This is a genomic window from Curtobacterium sp. VKM Ac-2889 (assembly GCF_015350855.1).
In the GTDB taxonomy this organism is placed as follows: domain Bacteria; phylum Actinomycetota; class Actinomycetes; order Actinomycetales; family Microbacteriaceae; genus Curtobacterium; species Curtobacterium poinsettiae.
Genome location: NZ_JADKSC010000001.1, coordinates 818,580 through 831,051, shown reverse-complemented (window position 1 = coordinate 831,051; position 12,472 = coordinate 818,580). Strand labels below are relative to the sequence as shown.

9 protein-coding genes are annotated in these 12,472 nt (G+C 72.5%); 4 read left to right on the top strand and 5 right to left on the bottom strand.

Features of this window, described 5'->3' with window-relative positions:
- The first annotated feature begins 8 nt into the window (after window positions 1-8).
- Complete coding sequence (locus ITJ50_RS04190) at window positions 9-629, top strand: alpha/beta hydrolase (RefSeq protein WP_194589983.1); 621 nt, start codon at window positions 9-11, stop codon at window positions 627-629.
- Between the two features lie 72 nt (window positions 630-701).
- On the opposite strand, the gene ITJ50_RS04185 is transcribed toward ITJ50_RS04190, so the two are convergent.
- Window positions 702-1,376: a PadR family transcriptional regulator gene (locus tag ITJ50_RS04185; RefSeq protein ID WP_194589982.1), complete on the bottom strand. Its 675-nt coding sequence runs from the start codon at window positions 1,374-1,376 to the stop codon at window positions 702-704.
- 160 nt (window positions 1,377-1,536) lie between these two features.
- Here ITJ50_RS04185 and ITJ50_RS04180 point away from each other — a divergent pair, with 160 nt between their 5' ends.
- Both ITJ50_RS04180 and ITJ50_RS04175 read left to right on the top strand, forming a co-directional pair.
- A complete protein-coding gene (locus tag ITJ50_RS04180) occupies window positions 1,537-6,303 on the top strand; it encodes a DEAD/DEAH box helicase (RefSeq protein ID WP_194589981.1) in 4,767 nt (1,588 codons plus the stop codon).
- A gap of 50 nt (window positions 6,304-6,353) precedes the next feature.
- Window positions 6,354-7,133, top strand: coding sequence for an Fpg/Nei family DNA glycosylase (locus ITJ50_RS04175; RefSeq protein ID WP_194589980.1), 780 nt, complete (start codon window positions 6,354-6,356; stop codon window positions 7,131-7,133).
- Here ITJ50_RS04175 and ITJ50_RS04170 read toward each other — a convergent pair.
- Entirely contained in the window at window positions 7,124-8,038 is a 915-nt protein-coding gene (locus ITJ50_RS04170) for a LysR family transcriptional regulator ArgP (RefSeq protein WP_017885841.1), read from the bottom strand. The two genes, ITJ50_RS04175 and ITJ50_RS04170, sit on opposite strands and share 10 nt — an antisense overlap.
- 70 nt (window positions 8,039-8,108) lie before the next feature.
- Here ITJ50_RS04170 and ITJ50_RS04165 point away from each other — a divergent pair, with 70 nt between their 5' ends.
- Entirely contained in the window at window positions 8,109-8,870 is a 762-nt protein-coding gene (locus ITJ50_RS04165) for a LysE/ArgO family amino acid transporter (RefSeq protein WP_140448568.1), read from the top strand.
- 95 nt (window positions 8,871-8,965) lie between these two features.
- Here the strand turns inward: ITJ50_RS04165 and ITJ50_RS04160 are convergent, their stop codons facing one another.
- The 3 genes from ITJ50_RS04160 to ITJ50_RS04150 form a co-directional block, all read right to left on the bottom strand.
- Window positions 8,966-10,441 carry an APC family permease gene (locus tag ITJ50_RS04160; RefSeq protein ID WP_194589979.1) on the bottom strand — a complete coding sequence of 492 codons (1,476 nt, stop codon included), beginning with the start codon at window positions 10,439-10,441 and terminating at the stop codon, window positions 8,966-8,968.
- A gap of 199 nt (window positions 10,442-10,640) precedes the next feature.
- Window positions 10,641-11,513: a hypothetical protein gene (locus ITJ50_RS04155; protein ID WP_110859458.1), complete on the bottom strand. Its 873-nt coding sequence runs from the start codon at window positions 11,511-11,513 to the stop codon at window positions 10,641-10,643.
- A gap of 18 nt (window positions 11,514-11,531) precedes the next feature.
- Entirely contained in the window at window positions 11,532-12,353 is an 822-nt protein-coding gene (locus ITJ50_RS04150) for an alpha/beta fold hydrolase (RefSeq protein WP_194589978.1), read from the bottom strand.
- Window positions 12,354-12,472 lie beyond the last annotated feature (119 nt).

Sequence of the window (12,472 nt, the reverse complement as noted above, 5' to 3'; positions counted from 1 at the left end):
TTGTCCACATGATCGATGCGGACCTGGTGCAGTGGACACGGAGTGCCTCGGACCGGCGGGGCACACCCCTGCTCGTCGCGATGCACGGGGTGGGGTCGAACGAGCACGACCTGCTCGGACTCGCCCCCGCGCTGCCGCCCGCGTGGACCGTCGCCTCGCTCCGGGCACCGATGCCGTGGGGGCCCGGCTTCAGCTGGTACCCGCTCGGCACCCCCGGCTCCCCCGCGCTCGAGGCGGTCGACGCCGCGGTCGACGAGGTGCTCGACTGGATCGACTCCGTCGCCGCAGACCACCCGCGGATCGGACTGCTCGGGTTCTCGCAGGGCGGCTCGATGGCGCTCCAGCTCCTGCGGGCACGGCCCGCGGCCTTCGCGTTCGCGGTGTCGCTGTCGGGGTTCGTGGTGCCGGGCGTCACGGATTCGCGTGACGAGGCCGTCTCGGCTGTGCGGCCGAGGGTCTTCCTGGGGCACGGCGACCTCGACCCGGTGATCCCGCCCGAGGCCACCGTTCGGACACAGGCGTGGGCCGCGGCGCACACCGACGTGACCGACCGGACCTACGCGGGCCTGCCGCACGCGGTGTCGACGGCGGAGCTCGCGGACGTGACGGCGTTCGTCGACGCGGTGTAGGCGCACGACGACGGACAGGAGGCCCGGTGCCAGCTGGCACCGGGCCTCCTGTCCGTCACGGGGTGACGTCCGTCAGTCGGCGAGGATCTGGAGCAGGTCCTTGCGGAGCTGGTCCACCTTGTCCGTGGCGGCCTTGGCCTGTTCCTCGGTCGCGGTGCTGCGGTACATGTGCAGGACGCCCATGGTCTTCCGGAGCGCCTCGAAGAACTCGCGCTGGGCGTCCGGGATGCCAGGGGCCCCGTCGAGTGCCGCGGCGATCTCGTCGGCCTTGGCCTCGGTCTCGGCCTTGCCGGCGTCGGTGAGTTCGAAGAGCGTCTTGCGACCATCGCCGGACGAGACCACGAGGTCTTCGTCGACGAGCTGCTGGAGCGTCGGGTAGACCGAGCCGGGGCTCGGCTTCCAGGCGCCGCCGGTGCGCTCGGCGATGGTCTTGATCACGGCGTAGCCGTTCTGCGGGCCCTCGGCCAGCAGGCCGAGGATCGCGAGTCGGACGTCGCCGCGGCGACGGCGTTCGCGGCCGAAGCCGGGGCCGCCGAATCCGGGACCGAAGCCCATGCCCGGGCCGAAGCCGGGGCCGAACCCGCGGCCACCGAAGCCCCGGCCGCCGTGGTCGTGGTCACCGCGGTCGCGGCCGGGGAAGCCGGCGCCGTGGTGCTGCCGCGCGCCGCCGAAGCGGGGGCCGCGCGGGCCGAACCCGCGCTGGTCGCGGGGGGACGTGTTGCTGTTGTCGTCATACGAGGGGCGCATGAGGAGTCCTTTCGTCGTGCTGAGTCGGCTCGCGACCGGTCTGACCTGATCGTCTTCGTCGTATCGCGATGTGTTTACGATAGATCGGTAACTATCGCTCTGTCAAGAGCGACGTCCGCTCGGCCTGCTGTCGGTGGCGACGGGCAGGATGGGACGGACCATGACGGACGTCTTCGAGCGCTTCTCCCCCGCCACCACCGAGTGGTTCCGCGGCGCCTTCGACGCACCGACCCCCGCACAGGCCGGGGCGTGGGACGCCATCTCGACCGGGCAGCACGCGCTCGTGATCGCCCCGACCGGTTCCGGCAAGACCCTGGCCTCGTTCCTGTGGTCGATCGACCGGCTCATCAGCGCGACCGACCGGCCGCCGGCGAAGCAGCGCACGCGGGTGCTCTACGTCTCGCCGCTCAAGGCCCTGGGCGTCGACGTCGAGCGCAACCTGCGGAGCCCGCTCGTCGGCATCACCCAGACCGCACGCCGTCTCGGTACCGAACCACCGGACGTCACGGTGGGTGTGCGCAGCGGTGACACCCCGTCGTCCGACCGGCAGAAGCTCCTGCGCCAGCCGCCGGACATCCTCATCACCACGCCCGAGTCGCTCTACCTGATGCTCACCTCGCAGGCACGCGAGACCCTGGTGAACGTCGACACCGTCATCGTGGACGAGGTCCACGCGGTCGCCTCGAGCAAGCGCGGCGCACACCTGGCCGTGTCGCTCGAACGCCTCGACGACCTGCTCGACAAGCCCGTGCAGCGCATCGGGTTGTCCGCGACCGTCCGTCCGCCGGAAGAGGTCGCGCGGTTCCTGGGCGGCCGCGCCCCGGTGACGATCATCGCGCCGCCGGCGCAGAAGACCTTCGACCTGCGGGTCGTCGTGCCCGTCGACGACATGACCGAGCTCGGGGCGCCGCCGGTCGGTGCGGACGCGTCCGAGTCGCCGACGAACGGGTCGATCTGGCCGCACGTCGAAGAGCGCGTCGTCGACCTGATCGAGGAACACCGCTCGACCATCGTGTTCGCGAACTCGCGGCGGCTGGCCGAGCGGCTGACGGCACGGCTCAACGAGATCCACGAGGAACGCGTGCTCGCCGCCGCCGGCGACGGCGCCCTGGTGCCGGCGGGGGCGTCCCCGGACGACGACGGCCTGCCCGTGGCACGGGGGCGGCCGCAGTCTCCGGCGCGCACCTCGGCGCACGCGGTCGCGCCCCAGGGGGCCGGACGGCCGCCGGCGCAGCTCATCGGGGGATCCGGGCAGACCGCCGGCGGGGGCTCGGACGCCTCCGTCCCGGTGCTCGCCCGCGCACACCACGGCTCGGTGTCGAAGGACCAGCGCGCGATCATCGAGGACGACCTGAAGTCCGGTCGGCTGCGGTGCGTCGTCGCGACGAGCTCGCTCGAACTCGGTATCGACATGGGCGAGGTCGACCTGGTCGTCCAGGTCGAGGCGCCGCCCTCGGTCGCGAGCGGGCTGCAGCGCGTCGGTCGTGCCGGACACCAGGTGGGCGAGATCTCGCGCGGGGTGCTGTTCCCGAAGCACCGGGCCGACCTGGTCAACAGCGCGGTCACGGTCGAGCGGATGGTCTCGGGCCAGATCGAGTCGATCTCGGTGCCGGCGAACCCGCTCGACGTCCTGGCGCAGCACACCGTGGCGGCCGGGTCCATCGACACCCTCGACGTCGAGCACTGGTTCGAACTCGTGCGGCGGAGCGCCCCGTTCAGCGGCCTGCCCCGGTCGGCGTTCGAGGCGACGCTCGACCTGGTCACGGGTCGGTACCCGAGCGACGAGTTCGCCGAACTCCGGCCACGGCTGGTCTGGGACCGCGTGCACGGCACCCTGACCGGGCGGCCCGGTGCGCAGCGGCTCGCGGTGACGAGCGGCGGGACGATCCCCGACCGTGGCATGTTCGGCGTGTTCATGGTCGGCGAGAAGGCGTCCCGCGTCGGCGAGCTCGACGAGGAGATGGTCTACGAATCACGCGTGGGGGACGTCTTCGCCCTCGGTGCCACGAGCTGGCGGATCGAGGAGATCACCCACGACCGCGTCGTCGTGAGCCCGGCGTTCGGGCAGCCCGGTCGCGTGCCCTTCTGGAAGGGCGACGGCATCGGCCGACCCGCCGAGCTCGGCCGGGCCACCGGTGCGTTCGTGCGCGAGGTCGAGGGCGCATCGGACGACGACGCCCGCGCCCGGGTCGCCGCCGGCGGACTGGACGAGCGTGCCGTCACCAACCTGCTGACGTTCCTGCGCGACCAGCGCGCGGCCACCGGCCACGTGCCGAACGACACCACGCTCGTCGTCGAGCGGTTCCGCGACGAGCTCGGGGACTGGCGGCTCATCCTGCACTCGCCCTACGGCATGCAGGTGCACGCGCCGTGGGCCCTGGCCGTCGCCGCACGGCTGCGCGAACGGCACGGCATCGACGGCGACGCGATGGCGGCCGACGACGGGATCGTCGTGCGCATCCCGGAGACCGACGCCGAGCCGCCGGGTGCCGACCTGTTCGTGTTCGAGCGCGACGACCTCGAGGCCCTGGTCACCGACGAGGTCGGCGGCTCGGCGCTCTTCGCCGCGCGGTTCCGCGAGTGTGCGGCACGCGCCCTGCTGCTTCCCCGACGGAACCCCGGGCAGCGGTCGCCGCTCTGGCAGCAGCGACAGCGGGCCTCGCAGCTGCTCGAGGTCGCGCAGAAGTACCCGACGTTCCCGATCGTGCTCGAGACCGTACGCGAGGTGCTGCAGGACGTCTACGACGTGCCCGCACTGCTCGGGATCGCCGACGACATCGCCGGGCGCCGGATCCGGTTGGTCGAGACCGAGACCGAGCAGCCGTCGCCGTTCGCCCGGTCGATCCTGTTCGGGTACGTCGCGGCCTTCATGTACGAGGGCGACACCCCGCTCGCCGAACGCCGGGCAGCGGCGCTGTCGCTCGACTCGACGCTGCTCGGCGAACTGCTCGGTCGTGCGGAGCTGCGCGAGCTGCTCGATCCTGCGGTCATCACGTCGGTGGAACGCGACCTGCAGCGGCTCTCGCCGGACCGCCGTGCCCGTGACGCCGAGGGGCTCGTCGACGTCCTGCGGCTGGTCGGTGCGCTCGACCTGGACGAAGCGGTCGACCGGAGCTGGCTCGCCGACACCGCCGACCGGGCAGGGGCCACCGCCGAGCTGCGGAGCACGCTCCAGGTCCTGGAGCGGGATCGCCGGGTGCTCTCGTTCTCGCACGCCGCGGCGTCGCGCTGGGCCGTGATCGAGGACGCCGCCCGCCTGCGTGACGCCCTCGGGGTCCCGCTGCCGATCGGTGTGCCCACGGCGTTCATCGAGCCCGTGGCGGATCCCCTGGGCGATCTGATCGGCCGCTACGCGAGGTCGCACGGACCGTTCTCCGCACAGGAGGCCGCCGGTCGCCTCGGCCTGGGGATCGCCGTCGTGCAGGACACCCTGCGCCGACTCGTCGCCGACCGCCGTGTGGTGGAGGGCGAGTTCCGACCCGATCGCCAGGGTGCCGAGTGGTGCGATGCCGAGGTCCTACGACGGATCCGCACGAAGTCCCTCGCGGCCCTGCGGCACGAGGTCGAACCGGTCTCGCCGGACACCCTCGCCCGCTTCCTGCCGGCCTGGCAGCACGTGCAGACCCCCGGGACCCGCGGTGGCCTCCGTGGCGTCGACGGCGTGCTGCAGGTGATCGACCAGCTCGCCGGGGTGGCCCTGCCCGCCAGCGCGTGGGAGACCCTGGTGCTGCCGTCGCGCGTCACCGACTACTCGACGAGCATGCTCGACGAACTGACCGCCACGGGCGAGGTCCTGTGGTCCGGCGGCGGCACACTGCCCGGCAACGACGGCTGGGTGCGTCTGCACCTGGCCGACACCGCGGCGACGACGCTCGCCGAGCCCTCCGGCGACGAGACGACCGAGCTGCAGCGCGACGTGCTCGGTGCGCTGGCCGGTGGCGGCGCCTACTTCTTCCGGCAGCTGGGCCAGGCCGTGGGCAGCAGCGACGACCAGGCGCTCACGACCGCGCTGTGGGACCTGGTCTGGGCCGGGCAGATCACGAACGACACGTTCGCCCCGCTGCGGTCGATGCTCGGCGGCAAGGCGAAGAGCTCGAGCGCTCCACGGGCCCGGGCCTACCGCGGCCGTCGGCGGCCGACCATGCCGACGCAGTCCGGGCCGCCGTCCGTCGGGGGTCGCTGGTCGCTCCTGCCGTTGGCCGAGTCCGACTCGACCGTGCGGGCCGCGGCGACCGCCGAACAGCTGCTCGAACGCTACGGCGTCGTGACCCGCGGTGCCGTGCAGGTCGAGGGTGTCCGCGGCGGCTTCGCGGGCGTGTACCGGGTGCTCTCGCGGTTCGAGGAGTCCGGCCGGGCTCGTCGCGGGTACTTCGTCGAGGGGCTCGGTGCCGCCCAGTTCGCCACCGGCCCGACCGTCGACCGGCTGCGCACCTACGCCCACGAGCTCGGCGACGACGAGCGTGACGATCCGGACCGCAAGCGCGAGGCCCTGACGCTCGCGGCGATCGACCCGGCGAACCCGTTCGGGGCCTCGTTGCCGTGGCCCACGGGCGACGTCGACCCCGGAGTCGCGGACGATGCCGTCGCAGCCGGTGGGGAGAGCACCGGCGCGAACGATGCGGCGAGCGGCGCGAAGGCCACCCGCGGTCACCGGCCCGGGCGCAAGGCAGGCGCCCTCGTGACGACCGTCGACGGCAAGCTCACCGTGTACGTCGAGCGGGGCGGCAAGTCCGTGCTCACGTTCACCGACGACGCGGCCGACCTCGCCGCTGCCGCAACCTCGATCGCCTCGATCGTCCGGACCGGGCTGCGGAAGCTCTCGGTCGAGCGGGTCGACGGGGACTTCGTGCTCGAGACGCCGCTCGGCGGCGCGCTCCGTCAGGCGGGGTTCACGGCGACCCCGCAGGGGCTGCGGCTCCGTGTGTGAGGCGAGCTGCGCCTCCCGGCCGTGCGGTGACCACGTGCCGGAGGTGCCCCGTGCCTGAAGGCGACACCGTCTACCGGGCGGCCCGCCGCCTGCACACCGCGCTGGCGGGCAAGGTCCTGACGAAGAGCGACTTCCGGGTCCCGGCCTTCGCCACCCTCGACCTGGTCGGGCGCACCGTCGACGAGGTCGTGCCCCGCGGCAAGCACCTGCTGCACCGGATCGGCGACCTGACCGTGCACTCGCACCTGAAGATGGAGGGCCGGTGGGACGTCTACGCGCCCGGTGACCGCTGGCGACGTCCGGCGCACCAAGCCCGGGCGATCCTGGACGCCGAAGGAGTCTCCACCGTCGGCTTCGCGCTCGGGGTGCTCGAGGTCGTCCCGCGCGACCAGGAGTCCGAGGTCGTCGGACACCTGGGGCCCGACCTGCTCGGCCCCGACTGGGACTCCGACCTGGCCCTCGCCAACCTGACGGAGGACCCCGAACGGCCGGTCGGTTTGGCGCTGCTCGACCAACGGGTGCTCGCCGGGCTCGGCAACGTGTACCGGAACGAACTCTGCTTCCTGCGGGGGGTGCTGCCGACGCGTCCGGCCGGCCAGGTCCCCGACCCGGCGCGCACGATCACGCTCGCCAGCCGACTGATCCTGGCGAACCGCGACCGCAGCGCCCGCGTGACCACCGGTGTCGACCGCCCCGGTCGACGGTTCTGGGTCTACGGTCGCGCCGGCAAGCCGTGTCTGCGCTGCGGGACCCCGATCCGGCACGGCGAACTCGGCGACTCGGAGCTCACCCTGCGCGACACCTACTGGTGTCCGCGCTGTCAGACCTGACGCACGGGGTGCAGGCGCTCCGCGGCGGTCACCCGGACCGCGTCGGTGACCCGTTCGAGGAGCGGTGACGCCAGGTTCCAGCGCTGCCACCACAGCGCGACGTCGGCGTGCCGACCCGGGGCCAGCTCGACCAGGACACCGCGGTCGATCGCGTCGAGGCACTGCGCCTCGGGCAGCAGCCCCCACCCGAACCCGAGCGTGACGGCGCGGGCGAAGTCGGCAGAGGTCGGGACGAAGTGGCGCGGGCCGCCGGGAGCGTGCCCCAGGACCTGGCGCAGGTACCCCTGCTGCAGGTCGTCGTCGCGGTCGTAGTCGACGAGCGGGACCTCGTCGAGCCGACGGAGCATCCGCCGCTCGGTGCCGGTGTCGCCGAGGTACCGGGCGACGAACGCCGGTGACGCCACGGCCCGGTACCGATCGATGCCGAGCGGCACCGACGAGCAGCCCTGCACGGGGTCCGCCTCGGCCGTCACCGCGCCCATCACGGTGCCGGCGCGGAGCAGCTCGGCGGTGCGGTCCTGGTCTTCGCGGTGCAGGTCGAAGACCACCTCGGTGTCGGCCCGGACGAGGGCCAGAGCATCGAGGAACCAGGTGCCGAGCGAGTCGGCGTTGACGGCCAGCGGGATCGACGGCACCACCGAGGAGCCACCGCCGAGTGCACGGGAGGTCTCCTCGTCGAGCAGCCGGACCTGCCGCGCGTGCCGGAGCACCACCTCGCCGTCCGCGGTCGGGCGCACCGGGGTGGTGCGCTGGAGCAGGACCCGACCGACCTGCTGCTCCATCGACTTGATCCGCTGCGAGACCGCCGACGGGGTGATGGCCAGCGCACGGGCCGCGGCGTCCAGGGTGCCGTGGTCGACGGCGGCGAGCAGCGTCTCGAGGTGTTCGCGCTGGAACCGGGACATGCAGCTGAGCTTACGGCGCTGCAGGAACGTGAGCTGTACTGCACCGGGGCGCTGCTCTAGCGTCGGATCCGTGACCACGCTCCTGCCCCTGCTCTCCGGCCTCGGCACGGGACTCGCACTGATCGTCGCGATCGGTGTGCAGAACACGTACCTGCTCCGGCTCGCGGTCAGCGCAGGACTCCGGGTGGTGGCCGCGGCGGTCGTGGTGTGCGCGGTCTCGGATGCGCTGCTCATCGTCGCCGGGGTGCTCGGGATCGGCGCCGTGGTCGAGCGGTTCCCCGTGGCCCTCCTGGTGGTCCGGTTCGTCGGTGCCGCGTTCCTGCTCACCTACGGGGTGCTCGCGGCGCGGCGTGCGCTGCGGCCGTCGGGGGACGCGATGCGGGTCGCCGACGAGGCGGCCGACGACGGGGTCGTGGGCGCCGGTGCGGGCGCAGGCGCGGGGGTCGACACGGGCGCGGGCGCCGGTTCGGGGGTCGACGCGACCGGGCGTTCGACGGTGGCGGCGGGGCGGACGCGCACCGTGCCTCCCGGCCAGGGGGTGACCATGCGGACGGCGGTGCTGACCATGCTCGTCTTCACGTGGGCGAACCCGCACGTGTACCTGGACACGCTGGTGTTCCTCGGGTCGGTGGCGAACCAGCAGGGTGCGGACGACCGGTGGCTCTGGACGATCGGTGCCGTCGCGGCGAGCTGCCTGTGGTTCGGTGCGCTCGGGTTCGGCGGTCGGCTGCTGCGGCCGCTGTTCGAGAAGCCGCTCACGTGGCGGGTGTTCGACGGTCTGGTCGCCGTCGTGATGCTCGCGTTCGGCGGACTGCTGCTCGTCGGCGCGTAGGGGCGCGCTGCGGGCTGCAAAACACCGGTGTCCACACGTCGAACCGCGGTGTGCGGGTGTGCAACGTGCGAACACCGGTGTTTTGCGGGACGGCCCTACTGCATGCCCTGGCCGACGCGGCTGTGGCGACGGCTGTAGCCGAAGTAGATGACGAAGCCGATGACCAGCCAGACGACGAACCGGAGCCAGGTCTCGACCTCGAGGTTCAGCATCAGCCAGAAGCACAGCACCGCCGAGATGATCGGCAGCACGGGCGACCACGGCACCCGGAAGGCCCGCGGGGCATCGGGCCGCGAACGACGCAGCACGACGATGCCGATCGACACCAGGACGAACGCCGACAGCGTGCCGATGTTGATCATGCCCTCGAGCTTGTCGACCGCGGTGAACCCGGCCAGCAGCGCAACGACGACACCGGCGACGACCTGCACGCGGACCGGCGTCTGCGTCTTCGGGTTGGTCTTGGAGAACCAGCGGGGCAGCAGGCCGTCGCGGCTCATCGAGAAGACGATGCGGGACAGGCCGAGCAGCAGCACCATGACGACGGTGGTCAGACCGATCAGCGAGCCGATGGCGATGATGCCGGCGGCCCACGGCAGCCCGACGATGTCGAACGCCGAGGCCAGCGACGGTGCCTTCTCCTCCGCCAGGCGCTGGTACGAGACCATGCCGGTGATGACGATGCTGACGCCGACGTAGAGCAGCGTCACGATGCCGAGGCCGATGAAGATGCCGCGGGGCAGGGTCTTCTGCGGGTTCTCGGTCTCCTCGGCGCTCGTGGCGACGACGTCGAAGCCGATGAAGGCGAAGAACACCAGGGACGCGGCGGCGAGCAGGCCGAAGACGCCGTACTGGGCGGGCTCCGCACCGGTGAACCACGACACGAGCGACTGGGTCCAGACGCTGCCCTCGGCACCCTTGGCGGGCTCGGCCGGCGGGATGAACGGGGTGAAGTTGGCGGCCTTGACGAAGAACGCACCGGCGACGATGACGAACACGACGATGGCGACCTTGATGACGGTGATGACCGCCGACACCCGCGACGACAGGCGGGTGCCGAAGGCGAGGAGCACCGTGAAGATCCCGACGATGAGCACCGGACCCCAGGTGAACGGGATCGGACCGAGCTGGATCGTGCTGGGCAGGGTCACGCCGAAGACGTCGAACGCGGTGCTGAGGTAGATGCCCCAGTACTTCGCGATCACGGCACTGGCGGTGAGGGTCTCGAGGATGAGGTCCCAGCCCACGATCCAGGCGAGCAGCTCACCCATCGTGGCGTAGGTGAACGTGTACGCGGAGCCGGCGACGGGGATCGTCGAAGCGAACTCGGCGTAGCACATGATCGCCAGGCCGCAGGTGACGGCGGCGAGCAGGAAGGAGATGATGACGCCGGGCCCGGCGAAGTTCGCGGCGGCGTTCGCGCCGACCGAGAAGATGCCGGCGCCGACGGCGACCGCGATGCCCATCGCGGCGATGTCGAACGTCTTCAAGGAGCGTTTCAGGGACCTGCCCTGCTCCTCGGAGTCGGCCAGGGAGGCCTCGATCGACTTGATGCGGATCTTCGTTGCCATGGGTGGATCCCGTCATCGGCTGGCGGCGGACCTCGGAAGGGTACTGGTGTACCACTGTGTCACGCAAAGCGTCCGCCCGGACGGTGGTCCGGTCCGCGACGGCCGGGAGGCGCGGTGGCGGTCCGCCGCGCACCGCTCGGTCGGCCGACGGGTGCGTCCAGGGCCGCGGCCTCGTCAGCGGGGCGCGATTGCGGCCGCGTCAGCGGCCGGCGCGCCAGTCCGCCAGGAACCGGGCTCCGGCCTCGTCGTGGATCACGCCGTCGGGCGCGGTGAGCACCGGGTACGGCGTGGCCGGCACCCCGTCGGCGGGACGGACGTCGACGTGGGCGACCTCGTGGCCGTGGGCGTGCAGCCAGTCCGCCATGGCGTAGTCGCTGCGGGAGTCCCCCACGGTGCGCCAGGTGACCGGGAGCTCGCCGTCCTGCCCGAGGAGCTCGAGCGAGCGCTCGGCTCCGAGGTCCTTGCCGCTGCGGTCGGACTCGACGTCGGTCGAGATGATCGTGGGGTCGATGCGCCACTGCACGGCACCGTCGGCGTCGGGTCGGACGTCGTCGAGTCGGCGGACACCGAGCCCGCGACGCTCGAGCGCGGCCATGGCCTTCGCGTCGAACTCCGGCTGGCGGGCCAGGTAGGTGGCGTTCGGCACCTCGACGCGCTGTTCGATCGACACCATGGCGCGCTTCGTCTCGTCGAAGAACACCAGGTCGGCGTACTCGTCGCGGACCAGCTCGCGCATCTCGTCGGCGTAGTCCCGCGGCAGCGCGAGGTCCTCCGCGACGGTCAGCTCGCCCATGCCGCCGTCGTACTGCGGACCGATCGAGCACCACACGGCGCCCTTCTCGCAGACCGCGTGGACCCGGCCACCCTCGGCGAGGCCCCCGGCGAGCAGGGGGCCGACGACCTCGGAGCGGATGAAGGCGTCGCTGCGGCCGGTGTTGAAGACGATCGGGATGCCCTCTGCGGCGAGCGCGACGAGGTCCGCGACGATGCTCGGGATCGCGATGGTGCGGGAGACCGGGCTGGCGATGGGCCCGTCGACGTCGAGCAGGAGACCGAGGCGGGGTGCGTTCACCCGCCCATCCTCTCGCAGTCAGCTGCTGGGCGAGACGATCCGGCTCCGGACGCGGTCGATCAGGGCTCCGAGGGCCGCGGGAGCGGGGACGTGTCCCTGCCCGGGCACCTCGGCGTACTCCGAGCCCGGGACGGCGTCGACTACGGCGCGGGCCGCACGTCGCATCCACTCGAGTCCGTCGCCACCGGCGGCGACGAGCACCGGCACACCCACGGCGGCAGCGACCCGCTCGGGCACGGCGAGGCCGTTCAGCACGCGGACCTCGCGGCTGAGCACGTGGGCGTCGACGACCAGGGAGCGCCAGAGCGACCCCTTGAGCCGCAGTGCCGTGACCTGGCCCATCGGGACCCCGAGCACCTGGGTCAGGAACCCGCGGACGGCCTGGGCGCGGCGGCCGGCACCGACGTGTTCGTCGAGCAGGTCGGCGAACACGACGTCGTCGGCGTGCGGGTCGACCGAGGCACGGTACGGCGGTTCCCACAGGACGGCGCCGTCGACCGGCAGTCCGGTGGCGAGCCCGTGCAGCACGACACCGGCGCCGACGCAGATGCCGACGGCGGTGGTCGGTGCGCCGATGCTCTCGACGACGGCACGCAGGTCGTCGACCTCGCGCTCGATCGCCCACGACGCGGAGTCACCGCTGGCACCGCGACCGCGTCGGTCGTAGGTCACCACGCGGTGCGTCGAGCCGAGCTCGGCGACCACGCGGTCGAGGTACGGGGTCCCGCGGTGGTCGAAGGCACCGCCCACGACGACGACCGCCGGCCCGTCCCCTGCCTCGGACACGGCGATGGTGGTGCCGTCGGAGGAGACGACCGTTCGGTCGACTGGAGGGAGCATGGGGTCCTTTGCGAGCTGTCGACGGCGATGCGTCGGGCCTCGGAGGGGACCGTGCGGATTACCGGTCCTCCGAGTGTCGCAGGCGCGGGAGTCCGTGTCTCCCCCCGCTTCCAGGGGCA

Bases quoted from the DNA above. Each gene is read 5' to 3' on its own strand.
- ITJ50_RS04190 (WP_194589983.1), top strand. From the start codon at position 9: ATGATCGATGCGGACCTGGTGCAGTGGACACGGAGTGCCTCGGACCGG.
- ITJ50_RS04185 (WP_194589982.1), bottom strand. From the start codon at position 1,376: ATGCGCCCCTCGTATGACGACAACAGCAACACGTCCCCCCGCGACCAG.
- ITJ50_RS04180 (WP_194589981.1), top strand. From the start codon at position 1,537: ATGACGGACGTCTTCGAGCGCTTCTCCCCCGCCACCACCGAGTGGTTC.
- ITJ50_RS04170 (WP_017885841.1), bottom strand. From the start codon at position 8,038: ATGTCCCGGTTCCAGCGCGAACACCTCGAGACGCTGCTCGCCGCCGTC.
- ITJ50_RS04160 (WP_194589979.1), bottom strand. From the start codon at position 10,441: ATGGCAACGAAGATCCGCATCAAGTCGATCGAGGCCTCCCTGGCCGAC.
- ITJ50_RS04150 (WP_194589978.1), bottom strand. From the start codon at position 12,353: ATGCTCCCTCCAGTCGACCGAACGGTCGTCTCCTCCGACGGCACCACC.